At 67.3% G+C, this 16,590-nt stretch carries 10 protein-coding genes and 1 tRNA gene; 1 reads left to right on the top strand and 10 read right to left on the bottom strand.

The annotated features are described in order from the left end of the window. Positions 1–7 precede the first annotated feature (7 nt). The 10 genes from ACG00Y_RS27335 to ACG00Y_RS27290 form a co-directional block, all read right to left on the bottom strand. Positions 8–84 (bottom strand) — tRNA-Arg (locus ACG00Y_RS27335). Between the two features lie 79 nt (positions 85–163). Continuing rightward, entirely contained in the window at positions 164–1,411 is a 1,248-nt protein-coding gene (locus ACG00Y_RS27330; protein WP_394484551.1) for a heme biosynthesis HemY N-terminal domain-containing protein, read from the bottom strand. Positions 1,412–1,423: 12 nt separating this feature from the next. Beyond that, positions 1,424–2,557, bottom strand: a complete 1,134-nt coding sequence (locus ACG00Y_RS27325; protein WP_394484549.1) for a uroporphyrinogen-III C-methyltransferase — start codon at positions 2,555–2,557, stop codon at positions 1,424–1,426. Positions 2,558–2,585: 28 nt separating this feature from the next. Then, complete coding sequence (locus ACG00Y_RS27320) at positions 2,586–3,329, bottom strand: uroporphyrinogen-III synthase (RefSeq protein ID WP_394484547.1); 744 nt, start codon at positions 3,327–3,329, stop codon at positions 2,586–2,588. Further along, positions 3,326–4,252 carry a hydroxymethylbilane synthase gene (hemC, locus tag ACG00Y_RS27315; RefSeq protein ID WP_394484546.1) on the bottom strand — a complete coding sequence of 309 codons (927 nt, stop codon included), beginning with the start codon at positions 4,250–4,252 and terminating at the stop codon, positions 3,326–3,328. The genes ACG00Y_RS27320 and hemC overlap by 4 nt, the downstream gene beginning before the upstream one ends. 31 nt (positions 4,253–4,283) lie before the next feature. Next, the gene (locus ACG00Y_RS27310; RefSeq protein ID WP_394484544.1) at positions 4,284–6,524 is read right to left on the bottom strand and encodes a DUF6445 family protein; all 2,241 of its coding nucleotides are present in this window, start codon (positions 6,522–6,524) and stop codon (positions 4,284–4,286) included. Positions 6,525–6,538: 14 nt separating this feature from the next. Beyond that, positions 6,539–7,522 (bottom strand): cupin-like domain-containing protein, encoded by a 984-nt coding sequence (locus tag ACG00Y_RS27305; protein ID WP_394484542.1) that lies wholly within the window; start codon positions 7,520–7,522, stop codon positions 6,539–6,541. 4 nt (positions 7,523–7,526) lie between these two features. Beyond that, positions 7,527–8,231: a SapC family protein gene (locus tag ACG00Y_RS27300; protein ID WP_394484540.1), complete on the bottom strand. Its 705-nt coding sequence runs from the start codon at positions 8,229–8,231 to the stop codon at positions 7,527–7,529. 17 nt (positions 8,232–8,248) lie between these two features. Further along, positions 8,249–9,811: a tryptophan halogenase family protein gene (locus ACG00Y_RS27295; RefSeq protein WP_394484538.1), complete on the bottom strand. Its 1,563-nt coding sequence runs from the start codon at positions 9,809–9,811 to the stop codon at positions 8,249–8,251. Between the two features lie 153 nt (positions 9,812–9,964). Further along, positions 9,965–13,036, bottom strand: a complete 3,072-nt coding sequence (locus tag ACG00Y_RS27290) for a TonB-dependent receptor (protein WP_394484536.1) — start codon at positions 13,034–13,036, stop codon at positions 9,965–9,967. A gap of 707 nt (positions 13,037–13,743) precedes the next feature. Between ACG00Y_RS27290 and ppc the strand changes: the two genes are divergently transcribed. After that, entirely contained in the window at positions 13,744–16,542 is a 2,799-nt protein-coding gene (gene ppc, locus ACG00Y_RS27285) for a phosphoenolpyruvate carboxylase (protein ID WP_394484535.1), read from the top strand. The last annotated feature ends 48 nt before the right edge of the window (positions 16,543–16,590 follow it).

The following is a 16,590-nucleotide window of genomic DNA, read 5'->3' as shown; positions in this document are numbered from 1 at the left end:
TTATTTTTGGTGCGGCTGGCAGGATTCGAACCCACGACCCCTTGGTTCGTAGCCAAGTACTCTATCCAACTGAGCTACAGCCGCTGAAGCCTCACAGTATAGCCAGATTTTTTGGCTCCCGGCAAGAAGACGGCGATTTTTTCAAAATAAGTTCGATCCCGGTTCAAGGCAGGCGGGCGGCGGCTTCGTAGCAGCGCCCACGGCGGGCGTCGTCGCCCTCCTGCTCGGCCAGGGCCGCCAGCGCCAGCCAGCTGCGGCGGCGCGCGGCGCTGGGCATGCCCGCGTCTTCCGCCACGGTCTCCAGCATGAGCCGGGCTTTGCCCCAGAGCTGCCGCTCCGCCAGCGTATGACCCAGCGCATAGGCCAGCGCGCGTTCGCGCGGAAAGCGGGTGTGCGCGGTTTCCAGCCGCTGCAGCCAGTCGGGCCCGCAGCCAGCCAGCACGGGCACGAGGGCCTGCGCGACGGCGGCACGGTCGTCGGCGGACAGGTCACCGAGGTCGTCGAAGAAGGGTCGCAGCCAGCCACGGCCATCGTCGGGCGCGCCGAGTTGGCCGGAACACTGGGCGGCGCGGGCGGCAACGAGCGGGTCGCGCCGGTCGGCCGGGTCGAGCTGCTGCCAGATGGTGCGCAACTGGTCGACATCGCGGGCACCGTCCAGCGCCTCGAAGGCCAGCGAGCGCAGCAGGCCCTGGGCCGCCACTTTCGAGAAGGCCTGGTGCTTGGCGAGCAGACGCGCGGTGCGCAATGCATCCAGCGGCTGCTGGGCCAGGCGCGAGGCCTGCAGGCGCAGCCGCAAGGCCTGCGTGCGGCGGGCAACGCCGGGGGGCAGTTCGCCGAGCAGGCTCAGCGCGCGCGGGGCATCGCGATCCTCCAGCGCCCACTCGGCGGCCAGCAGGCGAGCGCCGTCTTCCTGGGCGCGTGCGCCGCCGCCACGGCGGGCGAGGTCAAGCGCCCGGCCGAGCTGCTCGTCGCGGTGGCGGCGGTCCTGCAGGCGATGGGCGCTGGCCGCAGCCAGCAGGTGGGCCAGCGCCATGAAGCCCTGGTCGGCGGCGAGTTCCGGCGTCGCGGACTGCACGTTCAGCGCCTTCTGCGCCGCCTTCTGCGCACGGCTGAAACGGGCGCCGAAGAGTTCGATCAGCGCCTCGCGCAGCGCCAGCTGGGCGCTGCGTTCACGTTGGGCCAGCCGCCATTCGCGGGCGCGCCGGGGCAGCGTCGTCAGCGCCTCGATGGCCTGGATGGCGGTGACCAGCGCGAAGCAGCTCGCGACGAGCAGCAGCAGGAAGAGGTTCAGCGAGATATCCAGCCGCCAGCCGGCCAGGTAGAAGCTGGCAAGGCCGTCGTTGGAGCCTAGATAAAGCGCCGCGACGACGGCGGCAGCGAACAGCAGGACCAGCCAGATGACGAGGCGCATGTCAGCGTCCCCTCAACGGCCGGCTGCGGCGGCGGTCAGCGCGGCCAGCGTGTCATCCGGCCGCGGCACGCTGACCTGACGCGCTTGACCCGTGACCTGGCGCAGCAGCTCAGCGACGCTGGTCACCTTGCGCGAGCGGGTATCGAAATAGCGACTGAGCATTTCCTGGCAGTCGCGCAGGTCGGACTGGGCGGTGTCGAACTGGCGACTCAGCAGGGCCAGCCGCGCGTTCAGCAGGCGCAGCTTGAGGTTCTCGCGCAGGAAGAAGCTCTGGTCGGGCGAAATCAGCGCGGCCTCGGGATGGTCGATGCGGGTCACGCGCAGCAGCGTCCTGGCCTCGCCCCAGACGATGCCGGTCCAGCTCGACAGCTGCTGCCGCGCCTGCCAGGCCCACAGCGCCAGCCGGCCCTCGGCTGCTGCGGCGGCCTGTTCGCGCTGCAACTTCAGCACGCGCTCGCGTTCGCGGGCCGCCGTGTCGGCCTGGCGCTCGTCGCGCTGGGGCACGCTGGCATCGCCGCCCGAGACCAGCGGCAGCTCATCGGCCATGCGCACGACTTCGTCGAGCTTGATGGTCAACGTCGAGACGTCGACGATGGCGATGGCCTTGACGCGGTCCAGGTCGCGCGCGACGGCGCGCCGCACGCCTTCCAGGCGCGGCTGCTTGTAGCGCAGCAAGCGCTCGTCGGCCTGCTTGAGCGTGGCGACCAGCGGCTCGGCGCTGCCGGTGATCTGCGTCTGCTGCAGCGCGACGCGGATGGCGGCTTCGATGTCGCCGACAACGTTTTCGTCCCGCGAGCGCGACATGGACTGGATCAACTCCTCCAATTGCCCGCGCTGCAGGGCCACCTCGGCCAGCCGGGCTTCCAGCAGCGAGACCTTGGCGGCGGTGTCGCGCACCAGCTCGGCGGACTGCTTGGCGGCCAGGCGGGCCTCGCTGGCCTGGGCGTGGCTGGCCTCCTGGCGACGCACCAGCTCCTGCTCCAGCGACTGCTGGCGCGACAGGCTCTGCCAGGCCAGCGCAACGCAGACGAGCACCGCAGCGCCCAGCAGCGCCAGCAGCCAGGGCAGCCAGGCGGGCAGGGTCGCGGGTGGGGGCGGCGGCGCCGCAACAGGCGCGGCAGGCTCGGCGGCGGGAACAGCTGGCATCGGCTCGGTCACAGTGCGGGGGATTCTGTCAGAGGCCTTTCAGGGCCCGAGTCACGGCTTCGGGATCGGGTCGCGCCAAAACCACAGGCGAGAAACCGGCGGCGCGGGCGGCGTCGGCGATGCGGGGATGGGTGGCGATGGCGCGCTGGCCAGCCAGCATGTGGACCAGCAGGTGGCCCACGGCCTCGGCGCTGCTGAACAACCAGACATGGTCTTGAGGGCGAGCCAGCACGTCATCCAGCAGCGCCTGCTCGGCGGCCTCGAAGCGCGGGCCGGCGCGGTGATAGACGGTGACGGCCTCGACGCTGGCCCCGGCCTCGACCAGCCGCTCGGCCAGCCATTCCCGGCCGCCGTCGCCACGCAGCAGCAGCACGCGGGCGCCGGCCCAGGGGCGGCGCGGCTGCAGTTGCTGCCACAGGTGTTCGGAGTCCAGGCCGGCCGCGTCGACCGCCGGCTGCACGATCAACCCGGCAGGCACGCCGTGGGCCGTGAGCGCCTGGGCGCTGCCGGGGCCGACGCAGGCGGCCAGCGTGGTCGCTGGCCAGCCGGCTCCGTCGGCATGGGCGAAGAACTGCTCGACGGCGTTGGGGCTGACGAAAACGGCCAGGTCGGTGGCGGCCAGCGCGGCCCAGGCGGCGCGCGCCGGGGCGGGGTCGCGGGCGGGTTGGATGTCGATCAGCGGCAGCGCCACGGCGTCCACGCCGAGCGCGGCCAGGCGCGCCAGCCAGCCCGCGCACTGCGGCCGCGGGCGCGTGACGATCAGCGTCGTCATCCGGGCAGGTAGGCGCCGGCGCCGAGGTCGCGCAGCCGGGCAGCGGCCTGCTGGCCCAGCGCGCGGGCAGCCGCCACGTCCGCCACATCGCCGGCCACGCTGGCGCGCAGCAGCGGCGAGGTGTGCGCCTCGGCGTGGCCCAGCGCGGCGTCCAGCCACAGCGTGCCACCCTGCCAGCGGGCGTGGGCTGCTAGCGGCAGGCTGCAGCTGCCGCCCAGCGCGCGGGACACGGCGCGCTCGGCCTCGCAGGCAAGCTGCGTCGGCGCGTGGGCCAGCCTAGCGAGGGCCTCGGCCAGCGCCGGGTCATCGGCGCGGATCTCCAGCCCCAGGGCGCCCTGCCCTGCGCAAGGCAGCATCTGATCGATCTCGAACAGCGCCCGCACGCGATGGGCCAGGCTCAGGCGCTTCAGGCCGGCCGCCGCCAGCACGATGGCGTGGTAGCCGCCTTCGTCGAGCTTGCGCAGCCGCGTGTCGAGGTTGCCGCGCAGTGGCTCGACGCGCAGGTCCGGCCGCTGGCTGAGGATCTGCGTGACACGGCGCAGGCTGGAGCTGCCCACCACGGCGCCGTGCGGCAGCTCCGCCAGCGAGGCGAAGTCGTTGGAGACGAAGGCGTCGCGCGGGTCCTCGCGCTCCAGCACCGCCGCGAGCGTGAAGCCCTCGGGCAGCTCCATCGGCACGTCCTTCAGCGAGTGCACGGCGAGCTGGGCGCGGCCTTCGGCGAGCGCTGCTTCCAGCTCCTTCACGAACAAACCCTTGCCGCCGACCTTGGACAAGGTGCGGTCGAGGATCTGGTCGCCGCGGGTGGTCATGCCCAGCAGCGTGGCCGTGATGCCCAGCTCGTCGGCCAGTCGGCCCTGCACATGCTCGGCCTGCCACAGCGCGAGACGGCTCTCACGGGTGGCGATGGTGATGGAGGTCGTCATACCCCGATTATCGAGGCCGCCATTGCACCGCTCAGGGCAGCCTGCTTTTGAAGAAGGCGTTGATGGTCAGGCGACCGGGAGCGGCCTGATAGCCGGCCTTGTGGCCCGCCCAGTTGATGTCGCCGGAATGGAAGATGCCGCCGTCGTAGAAGACGGCGCGGTTCCACTTCGCTGGCACACGGCCGATGACTTCGAAGTAGCGGTTGCTCTCGGTCATGTAGCCCGGCGGGATGCCGTACTTGTCGGCGAAAGCGCTGCCGTCCAGCGTGCCGGCGTCGCGCCGGAACCGCTGCGTGTCGGCGTCAGACATCAGCGAGCGGAAGAAGACGGTGCCGCCCAGCTGCTCGTCCTTGAACAGGTAGTGCACGGAGGCCGAGACCATCTCACCCGCCTGCAGGTCGGAATCGTCGCGGTGGCAGATGCGCTGGCGGGGATCGAGCGTGGCCGCGTCCTGCGTGACGCGGGAAAAGCGGCCGGTCATGCCCAGCGGCGCGCCGAGCTTGAGCAGGCCACCCATGCGCTGGCGGAAGAAGGCGTTCAGCTCGTTGCACAAGCCGTTCGGCAGATCCAGCAGCGCGCCGGGATAGGGGTGCCCGGCAATGACGTTGAACTGGCTGGCCGCGCCTGCGGCCAGCGCGACGAGACCCTCGGGGTCCTGCACGAAATCGTCAACGACGCAGACCTTGGCGCCATTGGTCAGTTCGACGGTTTCCAGCCTGGCGTGGGGATTGATGCGCAGCGCCGGGCCGCCTGAAGCGCTGGAAGCGGCGGCCACGTCGATCCTGGGCGCCGGGGCGTAGTGGTTGATGAACTGCTGGTGCTTGGGCAGCTTCATCATCGTGCGCGCCACGTCCTTGCGGATCTCGCCCAGGAAGTCCGCGAGGCTGCGGTCGTCCATGTTGCGGGTGATCGGGTGATGGCTGGCGGGCACGATGCCCTGCCCCATCATGACCTGCACCCAGGAGTTCTCGGCGAACAGCTCTCCCTGGTCCAGCATGATGCGCCCCGTGTCCCGGAAGTGCTGGATGCGGTGCTTGAGCAGCGGTGGCACCTCCATCTCGCGGCAGCCGCGCCAGAAGGCAGTGTCCGTGCGGTTGGTGACGTGGTAGTGCAGGATGATGAAGTCGCGGACGATCTCGATCTGGTCGCGCGCCTGGCGGTTGTATTCGTCGACATCGCTCTGGCGGACGCCGTCGGTCGGGAAGAGCTCGACAAGGCGCGTCATGCCCTTCTGGATGAGGTGGATGCTCGTCGACTCCAGCGGCTCCAGAAAGCCGCTGGACAGGCCGATGGCGACGACGTTTTTCTTCCAGACCACGTCGCGCTGGCCTGGCGTGAACTTGATGACGCGCGGCTGGCGCAGCACCTCGCCCTGGACGTTGGCCAGCAGCGCGGCCTTGGCCTCGTCATCGCTGATGTGTTTGCTGCTGAACACGACGCCGTTGCCGACGCGGTGCTGCAGCGGGATGCGCCACTGCCAACCCCAGGGGTGGGCGATGGAGCGGGTGTAAGGCACGGGCTCGCCGACGAGCGTGGTCTGCACGGCGACCGCGCTGTCGCAGGGCAGCCAGTGCGACCAGCTTTCGTAGGGCACGCCCAGCGTCTCGCCGAGCAGCAGCGAGCGCATGCCGGTGCAGTCGATGAAGAAATCGCCCTCGACCAGCGCGCCGCCGTCGAGTTGCAGGCCGGTGATGTCGCCGCTGACGGCATCGGTGTGGACCTTGGCGATCTTTCCTTCGATGCGCTGCACACCCATGGCTTCTGCCATGCGGCGCAGGTACTGACCGTAGAGCGTGGCGTCGAAGTGGTAGGCGTAGTTGATGCCGTTGTCGGGCAGCGTCGCGAAGCGGTTGTCGCGCGCGGCGCGCAGCTCGAGGCAGTAGTCGCCGTAGTCGCTCGCCAGGCCGCGCCGCCGGCCCTCCATCCAGAAGTGGTGGAAGCCGGCCGTCCAGTGGCCCTTGCCGGTCTTGCCGAAGGAGTGGAAATAGTCTTCGCCGACGTTGCGCCAGTTCTCGAAGTTGATGCCGAGCTTGAACGTGGCCTGCGTGGCCTGGATGAACTCGCGCTCGTCCAGGTCCAGGATCTCGTGCATGAGATGCAGCGTCGGGATCGTCGCCTCGCCGACGCCCACTGTGCCGATCTCCTCGGACTCGACGAGGAGGATGTCGATCTGCTTGCCCAGGCATTTGGACAGCCCGGCGGCCACCATCCAGCCTGCGGTGCCGCCGCCGGCGATGACGACGCGTCGAACGGGTTTGGGAGCAGTGGTCATGATCGTGGATGAGCTCATCGGTTGAGGCGGTTCAACAGCATCGAGCGCAGTTGGCGTGCGCTGCTGTCGTTCATCGGCGCGAGGATGCCGCGCGCGGCCGGCGGGATGTGGGCAGCCCTCTGCTCGTCGGCGTCGAAGATGTAGTGGTCGAACAGTGCGCGCCAGGCATCGCGCTGGGTCGGCGGCAGGTCGCGCAGCGACAGCAAGGCCATCATCAGCGTGTTGAGCGGCGTGTCCATGAAGGCAGGCGACTGCCGCCACCAGAAGTTGACGAGCGCGCTGATGGGCTCCAGCGATTCGACGCCGTGCCACCACTGGCTGGGGATGAAGAGCGCGTCGCCGGGCAGCAGCTCGAAGACCTGCGCGTGCTTGAGCGCCTCCGCGTAGCGCGGGAAACGTTCAAAGTCCGGGCGTGCCTGGTCTACCAGGCTGATGGGCTGGCCAGCCGGCGTCAGGTCCAGCGGGCCGATGTAGAGATTGGCCACCTGCTCGGGCGGGAACAGCGTGAAGCGGCGCCGGCCCGCGACGACGCAGGCGATGTTGTCGGGCAGGTCGAAATGCGGCGCCACCTGCGTGCGGTTGCCCAGCCACAGGCTCACCATCGGATTGAAGGCAGCCAGCACGGTCAGGTCGTTGGGCTGCCGCAGGCCGGGGAAGCAGCGGTCGAGATCGGTCGAGCCGAGGTAGAGGGCGTCGGGCGTGCCAGCGAGCAACTCGTCCAGCAGCGCGCCGAAGGTGTGGGTCTCGCGGCGAAAGTTGAAGTCGCTGAAGTCGGCGTTGTAGAAGAAGCGCCCGGCTATCTCCGGCGCGCCGCGCCACAGGCTCAGGCGGGTTTGCGCGCCGAAGGACCGCAGGTAGTCGCAGAAGTCCGCGTCGGACCGCTGCGCCGCCTGCACCAGCGGCCAGTGCCGCACCAGGCCGCGCAGCAGCACCGGCTGGGTGGACCGGAGCACCTCGTCGGGAATCGCCTCGGCGCTCACATCACTGCGCTCCAACATGGCCTCAGGCTTCGCGGGCGAGGTGGCGGCGGATCAGCTTGGTGAAGTTGGACAGCGATGCGATCGCCATATAGATCGGCTGCAGGTAGTCCGCCTGATGCAGCATGCCGATGGTGCTGGCGTCCAGCGCTGCCAGACGCTCCTCGTGGATCATGTAAAAGCCCACGAGCTGACCGCGCGTGCCATCCGGGCGCTCCACATCCAGCACGAAGGACTCCAACAGCCCGTGCGCCAGCAGCGTCTCGATGAAGGCGGGCGTGGCCTGGAAGCCCTCGTGCAGCGTGCGCAGCACGGCGTTGGCGTTCTCGATGAAATCGGTCGTGCCGCCATGCGGCAGGAAGACGGCTTCGCCCTCGGCGCCCTGGCTGATGTGCTTGCTGGACATGTCGACCATCATGCGCAGTTCGTCACCTTCGGCGACGCCAATCGAGAACGGCATGCGCTGCACGGACAGCGGCAGGTAGTCGGCCTCGGCGTCCCAGCCATCCTCGGTCAGGAACAGGTTCTCGCCTTCCTGCAGACCGAACAGCACCGTCGGCAGGAAGCCGCCCTTGCCGTCTTCCTGAAAAACGATGGGGTAGTGCGCTTGCAGCTTGCGGAACTCGTCGGGCGTGACCGGGGCCGACATGAAGTCGTCGCCCCACCGGGCGCCGCGCTGGGTCACGATGCGCAGGTCTTTGTGCTCGATGTTGTTGAGTAGTTGCAGCATGGGTGTCGGTTAAGAAGTCAGGCGGCGGCGGCAATGCCGTGCGCGTGGATGTGTTGGATGAGATCGCGATGGCGGGGCAACCCGCCCAGCAGCCGCCGCGTGATTGTCGTCACGTCCTTGAAGCAGCTCTCGGCTTTGGCGAGCTGTTCGGCACGCAGCGCGCGAAGCGCCGGCTTGAACTGCATGCCGTAGAGCACGTACTGATAGCTGGACGCAGGGAACACTTCTTCCACGCGGTAGAAGTCGTTGCGCGACGGCACGCGGTGCTCCCAGAGCTGCAGCAGCTCTCGCAGCGACTCGGGCTGCGTGGCGGCGCTGCGGTGGTCGCACCAGTAGTCGGCGTCATCGCGGCGGCTCAGCACATAGTGCAGCTTCAGGAAATCGATGATGCGCGACCAGCGGTAGGCGAAGGCGTCGTTAAAGCGCTTGGCGACGAGGTCCATGTCCGCCCGGTTGGCGGGCATCTCATCACGGATGAACGCCGCCGAGAGCTCGACCAAGGCCAGCGCCGAGGCTTCCAGCGGCTCGATGAAGCCGGCCGCGAGGCCGACTGCGACGCAGTTGCGGTGCCAGAACTGCTCGCGGTAGCCGGGGCTGAAGCGCAGGCGGCGCGGTGTCACGTCGGCGTGCTTGAGGCCGCTGCGCTGCAGGTAGGCCAGCAGCGCGCGCTCGGCGGCAGCGTCATCCGTGTGGCTGCTGGAGTAGACGAGGCCGATGCCGCGGCGCGTCGGCAGGCCGATGTCCCAGGTCCATCCTTCGGCATGGGCCGTAGCCACGGTGGCCGAGGCCAGGGGCGCGCGTGCATCGGCATGCGGCACCTGCACCGCCAGCGCGCTGTCGTTGAACAGCACGCCTTTTTCGGAGCGGAGAGGAACGCCGTAGTGCTGGCCCAGCAGCAGACTGGCCAGGCCCGAGCAGTCGATGAACAGGTCGCCCTCAAGATCGCCATGCTCGCGCGTTGCGAGGGCCTTCATGTCGCCGTTGTCATGGGAGCGCACGGCGGTGAAATGGTCGACGACATGACGCACCCCGAGCACGGTGGTCGCTTGCCGTTGCAGCAGATGACCGAGCTTGACGGCGTCGAAGTGATAGCCGTAGTTCATCGCGCCGCCGAAATCGGGCGTTGTGGTTTGCTTGGGTGCGAGGTGGGCGTTGCACACATGCGGCTGGGCGCCAACGGCTTCCGCAAACGACAGCTCCGCCCCGCCCTGCAGCCAAGCCCCTGCCAGGTCGACCTCGCCCTGTCCGTGCGGCAAGGTGAAGGGATGGTAGTAACGGTCGCCCGCGCCGCCATGCAGCCAGCCGTCGAAGCAGGAACCCTGCTTGAACGCAGCGTCGCATTCGCGGATGAGGTCGACTTCGCTCAGGCCAATCCGATGCAGCGTCGCGCGCATCGTGGGCCAAGTGCCTTCGCCCACGCCGATGGAGGGCACGTCGGGCGATTCGATCAGTGTGACCTGCAAAGCGTCGGGGCCTTCACCGCCCAGTTCGGCAGCCAGGGTCGCAGCGGTCAGCCAGCCTGCCGAGCCGCCTCCCAGCACCACGATGCGTCGGATTGACGTCGTCGATTCGGAGTTCATGCGCAAGGAGTATGGGCGTTGCCGCAGGGCGCGGCAGCGGCCGGGAAAATCAGCAAAGAAATTTGGCCGGGGCGGGTTTCGCACCCGCTCCGGCCAAAGGGACCCATGCGGCACCGCCAGGGGAGGCGGCTACCGCACGGCAGTGCTCATCGCTCAGAAGCGATAGCGAGCACCGATCAGGTAGCGACGGCCGGTCTGCAGCACCGAATTCACTTGGTCCTTCGTGCGGCCGTGCTGGCGGATATAGCCGTCGTTCAGATTCAGCAGGTCGGCCTGCAGCGTCAGGTTCTTGCCGATCTTGTAGCCGATGGAGGCATCCACCTGGCCATACGCCTCGGTGTACATCGGGTTGTTGCCTCCGCCATCGGTACGGCGTGCCAGGAACTCATCACGCCAGTTGTAGGCGGCGCGAATCGACCACACGTCGTTTTCGTAGAAGCCCACCAAGTTCGCGGAATCGCTGATGCCGACCAACGGAGACTGCTGCGCGTTGCTGTCCGTGTTGTTGATGAACTTCAGGCCGCTCTTCACCATGGTGTAGTTGCCCGAAACACCGAAGCCACTGTTGCCGAACATGTGCTGGAAGTTGAATTCCAGGCCCTTGATGTTGTCGCCGGCGGCATTGGCGAAGCTGGTGATGTTGAACTGCAGCGGCTGTGTGCCGGGAACCGAGCCCAGGATGTTGCCCTGGTTCAAGGTGGCATTCGTGACCGTGACACCCGGCTGGCCGGCGTAGTTATTGAAAATGTATTGCCGGATCAGGTCCGGCCTGTCGGCCGGAATGCCGGAGGCCAGTGCAGCTTGGTGATACGTACCGCTTGCCGGCTGGTTCAAGCCCGGGAAAGTCTGCTGGACGACGGTCGCGGTAATGAAGTCGCTCACCTTCTTGTAGAAGGCACCGAGCGCCACATAGGACGACTTGGCGTAGTAGTACTCAGCAGAAAGATCCAGATTCTTGGACTTCAGCGGCTTCAATGCCGGATCGCCAGCCGAACCCGCCCCTGGGACGTTGTAGCGAGCCGAGTCGGCGTTCAGCGCCGTGCCGCCGAGCATCTGGTCAAAGCCAGGTCGACCGATGTTCACGCCAAAGCTTGCGCGCACCTTGAGGTTGTCGGCCAGATCAGCATCCCAGTCGATGCTCGGAAGCCAATACGAGTACTTGCCTGACTTGGTTCCGAAGGTGCTGGTGCCGCCCGTCAGCCTCACTTCATTCTGGGCATACCAGTCTGTGCCGGTGTAGGCAGTGACTTGAGAGGACGATTCGATCTTGGTGCTTTCGTACCGCAGTCCAACCGACAGATTCATCGGAATGGCCGTGTCGAAGGAGTGATCCCACTGGCCGTAAGCCGACGTGGACTTTTCCGTCGTACGCCAGTCGCTCGCACCAGGTTGGCTGAAGTCGCTCGGGGCCGCGAAATAGGCTTCAGCGACGGCCTTCGACATCGGCACATTACCCGTGCTCGACGAGCCGAATTGCATCGCATTGGCGACCGCCTGCTTGCGCTGAGCCTCGAAATCCTGCGCGAAGAACGTCGGGTACAAACGCGGATCGTCGTGCCCCGGGATGCGGTTGAACAAGCCACCCAAACTATATTGACCCACGGCCAGGTTCTTGAACCCGCCCGCAGGGCCAATACCGCTCCAGTCGCCGTGGAAATTGTTGGCACTGGCGGCGCGGTTTTTGAGCTTGGTGAAACCCAGGCCGACGATCAGCTTGTCGTCGGCGCTCAGGCGGTAGGTTCCGCGCAGTTGTCCTTGGTCGACCGTTTGATCAGACAGGTTGTTGTAGAACTGCGAGCCCGTCACATTCGTCTTGGCAGGGTCGTAGACCATGCCCTTCGACTCCATGATCGGGAGGTCTTTGTCGTAGTAGGCCGTCGTATTGCCTTGGGTGAACAGCGCCAGCGACATGGTCGCGTAAGTGCCGTAAGGGCTGTCCGGCGTGGTCTTGGACTTGGAGGAGTGCACATCCAGATCGAAGCTCAGGGCGTCGTTGACTTTCCAGGCCGCATTGAAGCCGGTGGAGTTCAGCTTGGTCTTCTGAGCGAACTGGCCGGCGTTCAAGCTGTAGTCGTGCGTGCCGTCCCAGGTGGCGGTCTGGATGATGGGGGTCGCGACCGGGCCGGAAGTGAACGTCGTTTGCGGAGCACCGTTCAGTGGGCCAGAGAACGAAGGGCCGAACCAGGCCGAGTTCTCGAGGTTCTTCGACTTGACGGTATTCACAGCCATCGTGTGATCGACCGTGAACTTCAGTTCCTTCGTCGGGGCGAACTGCAACACCACTTGGCCGTTCAGGCGCTCACGATCCAGAGCGGTCACCGAATAACGCATGTCATTCGTGTGCGTGTAGAAGCCGCTAGTCGGGAAGTTCTTCAGATTGCTCGCCGGCACGCCAGCGAAAGCACCACCAGTGGCGTTGTACGCCTCGGAAAGCCAGCCGTTCTGGGTGTAGGCGTTGTTGGAGCCCGAGCTGCGCTTGGAGTAGCTACCGCTGATCGCGATGCCGAGCGTCCGGTTGCCGAAGGTGTCGCTGTAGATGCCGGAGATCTCGGGCGTGACCTTGTCGCCCTTGATCTCATTGGGCAGGCGGGAGACGGACCCGTCGTAGTTGGCCTTGACGCCGATGCTGGCGATGCGCTCACGCATGTCGAGCGGGCGGGCCGTCTTGACGTTGATCGTGGCACCGATGCCGCCGGTGGGCGATTCGGCGCGGGCCGTCTTGTAGACCTCAAGAGCCGAGATCGAATCCGACGAGAGGTTGGCGAAGTCGAACGCTCGCGAGCCGCTGGCGCCGTTGTTCAACTGGTTGATGATGGACGTCGGCATTTGACGGCCATTCAGCAGCACCATGTTGAAGTCAGGGCCGACACCGCGAACGGTGACGCGCGAACCTTCGCCGCTGGCGTTGCGGTCGATGGACACGCCGGCGATGCGCTGCATCGATTCAGCGAGGTTGGTGTCGGGGAACTTGCCGATGTCTTCAGCGACGATGCCGTCAACCAGCCCGCGGGACTCACGCTTCAAGGTGACAGCGCTGTCAAGGGACCTGCGAATGCCCGTGACGACGACGGTCTCGAGCGACTGTGTTCCAGCAGCCGGTGCGGCCTGCTGAGCCTGGACAGCGCCCGCGCTCGCGAGCAGCGCGAGCGTAGATGCCAGCGCCACCGGGTGACGCTGCATCCGCGTGGACTGCCGACGAGTCTTGGAAATCTGGGGGTGTTTCATTTGTCTCCTTGCTTGCGTTGATCCAAAAGCTGGACCGATTTTGATGACGACTTGTGGCCCGCAAATACGACGATTTGTTAGCGTTAACAACAAACCTGCGATAGGGCTACCACCTCAAGCGCCCAACGTACTTTATTTTTATGCTCCGCCCTGCTCTGCTGGGGTTTACGCGAGTTGTCCACCTGCATTCGCGCAATACACAACACCCCAAGAAGCCCCGCTTTGCCGCGTAACGAAGCACAGAAACGTGCAGTGTTCACAACATGACGGAGCCCACATTGGTAGCGATCTCAGCACGTCGTGCAGAGACCGCAATTTCCGCCTGCGCTCGAAATAGACAACGCTGTCAACGTTAGACGATTCCTGGTGGCGTTGCAATCAGGGGTCCACTGGAGGCAGCGCGTCAATCGCCAAAACGCAACAAGCCGGCCGCAGCCGGGGATGGACTCACCCCCGCGCCGGCGCAACCCTCACCGCGCCGAATCACCCCAGCCGCCTCCCTTCAGGTTTGCGCGCCGGCAGCACACCCCAGCGCCCCACCGTCCGCACGCCCCGCCAGGTCGACGCCTGCGTCGAGCCTCGACCGGACGGCTTCGCGACCGTTGCAGCCGCGCTGAAGCGGGTCGTTTCGAGGAAGAAACTGCTAGAGTTGCAATCAGGTAATTCAGTTACCTCTCCTATAGCAATTTCACCTCGGACGACCCGCCATGACCTCACGCGCCGCTCCTGCCCGCCCCGAAATCGACAAGAAGGCCGACAAGAACGAACCGCTGGTGGCCGACATCCGGTTGCTCGGCCGCATCCTCGGCGATGTCATCCGCGAGCAGGAGGGGCGCGAGGCCTACGAGTTGATCGAGCGCGTGCGCCAGCTGTCGGTGGCCTACCGCCACAAGCACGACAAGGAGGCCGGCAAGCGCTTCGACAAGTTGCTCAAGAGCCTGTCGGGCGAACAGGCCGTCAGCGTCATCCGCGCCTTCAGCTATTTTTCGCACCTGGCCAACATCGCCGAGGACCGTCACCACATCCGCCGCCGCGACGTGCACGAGCGCGCCGGCAGCCTGCAGCCGGGGTCGCTGGCCTACTGCCTGGAACACCTGCACCAGGCCGGCATCCGTCCGAGCGAGATCGCCCAGGTGCTGCAGCGAGGCTACATCGCGCCGGTGCTGACCGCGCACCCGACGGAAGTGCAGCGCAAGAGCATCCTCGACGCCGAGCGCGCCGTCGCCGGCCTGCTTGAGGCCCGCGACCGCGCCGCCACGGAACGTGAACTGCGCGACGCCGAGGCGCTGCTGCGCGCCCGCATCACCCAGCTGTGGCAGACGCGCATGCTGCGCTACTCCAAGCTGACGGTGGCCGACGAGATCGAGAACGCGCTGTCCTACTACCAGTCGACCTTCCTGCGCCAGATCCCCAAGCTGTACGCCGAACTGGAAGAGCACCTGCCCGGCGAGCAACTGCCCAGTTTCCTGCGCATGGGCCACTGGATCGGCGGGGACCGCGACGGCAACCCCAACGTCGGCGCCGTCACGCTGAAGCGCGCGATGCAGCGTCAGAGCGAGGTGGCGCTGCGCCACTACCTGACCGAACTGCACGAGCTGGGCGCGGAACTGTCGATCTCGTTGCGCCTGACCGGCGTGTCGCCCGAGATGCAGTTGCTGGCTGAGCGCAGCCCGGACCAGAACGCCCACCGGCTGGACGAGCCCTACCGCCGCGCGCTGACCGGGATGTACGCCCGCCTTGCTGCCACGCTGCACGGCCTGACCGGCACCGAGGCCCTGCGCCACGCGGTCGCGCCGCAGAACGCCTACGCCTCGCCCGACGAGTTGCTGGCCGACCTGCGCACCATCGAGGCCTCGCTGAAGAGCCACCATGCCCAGGCGCTGATCGCGCCGCGGCTGAGCCCGCTGATCCGCGCGGTACAGGTCTTCGGTTTCCACCTCGCCACGCTGGACCTGCGCCAGAGCAGCGACCAGCACGAGCTGGTGCTGGCCGAGCTGCTGGCTGCGGCACGCATCGAGGACAACTACACCGCACTGGACGAGCAGGCCAAGCGCACGCTGCTGCTGAAGCTGCTCAACGATGCCCGCCCGCTGCGCGTCATCGGCGCCACCTACACCGAGAAGACGCAGGGCGAGCTGGCCACCTTCGAAGCCGCCCGCGAGGCGCTCGCCCGCTTTGGCCGCGAGGCGCTGCGGCACTACATCATTTCGCACACCGAGTCGGTGTCCGACCTGCTGGAAGTGGCCCTGCTGCTCAAGGAGACCGGCCTGCTGCGCGGCACGCTGGACGGCTATGCGACCAGCGACCTCATCATCGTGCCGCTGTTCGAAACCATCGGCGACCTGCGCGTCGCGCCCGAGATCATGGGCGAGTTCTACGCCCTGCCCGGCGTGCGCGGCCTGGTGGACCGGTCGGGTGGCGAGCAGGACATCATGCTCGGCTACTCCGACAGCAACAAGGACGGCGGCATGTTCACGTCCTCGTGGGAGCTGTACCGTGCCGAGATCGCCCTCGTCGAGCTGTTCGACGAGCTGAAGAAGGTCGGCCCCATCACGCTGCGCCTCTTCCACGGCCGTGGCGGCACCGTGGGCCGTGGCGGCGGCCCGAGCTACCAGGCCATCCTGGCCCAGCCCCCGGGCACCGTGAACGGCCAGATCCGCCTGACCGAGCAGGGCGAGGTCATCGCCTCAAAGTACGCCCACCCGGAGATCGGCCGGCGCAACCTCGAAACGCTGGTCGCCGCCACGCTGGAGGCCACGCTGCTGCACCCCACGCAGAGCGCGCCCATGAGCTTCCTGGAAGCGGCTCAGGCGCTGTCGGACGCCAGCTTCGCCGCCTACCGCGGCCTGGTCTACGACACGCCCGGCTTCGCCGACTACTTCTTCGCGTCCACCCCCATCCGCGAGATCGCCGAGCTAAACATCGGTTCGCGGCCAGCCTCCCGCAAGGCCACGCGGGCCATCGAGGACCTGCGCGCCATCCCCTGGGGCTTCTCCTGGGGCCAGGCCCGCGTGGCGCTGCCGGGCTGGTGCGGTTTCGGCTCCGGCATCGAGGCCTTCCTCGGCGAGGAACCCGTCCAGCGCGCCAAGAACCTGGCGCTGCTCAAGCGCATGCTCAAGGGCTGGCCGTTCTTCCGCGCGGTGCTGTCCAACCTCGACATGGTGCTGGCCAAGGCCGACCTCACGCTGGCCGAGCGCTACGTCGAACTGGTGGAAGACAAGAAGCTCGGCAAGCGCATCTTCGCGGCCATCCGCGCCGAGTTCGAGCGCACCCAGGCCGCACTCAGCCTCATCACCGGCGACGCCAAGCGCCTGGCGGCCAACCCGTCGCTGGCCCGCTCCATCGAGCACCGCTTCCCCTACATCGACCCGCTCAACCACCTGCAGGTCGAGCTGATGCGCCGCTACCGCCGCACCCAGGCGGACGACCCGGCGATGGAGCGCGTGCAGCGCGGCATCCACCTGTCCATCAACGGCATCGCGGCGGGGCTGCGCAACACGGGCTGACGCCGACCGACGCCAGCGTTAGCCGTGCCGGAATTGGCATAACCCTCA

This window comes from Pelomonas parva (assembly GCF_043555835.1).
Lineage (GTDB): Bacteria > Pseudomonadota > Gammaproteobacteria > Burkholderiales > Burkholderiaceae_C > Pelomonas > Pelomonas parva.
This window is presented reverse-complemented; position numbering and strand designations above follow the sequence as displayed.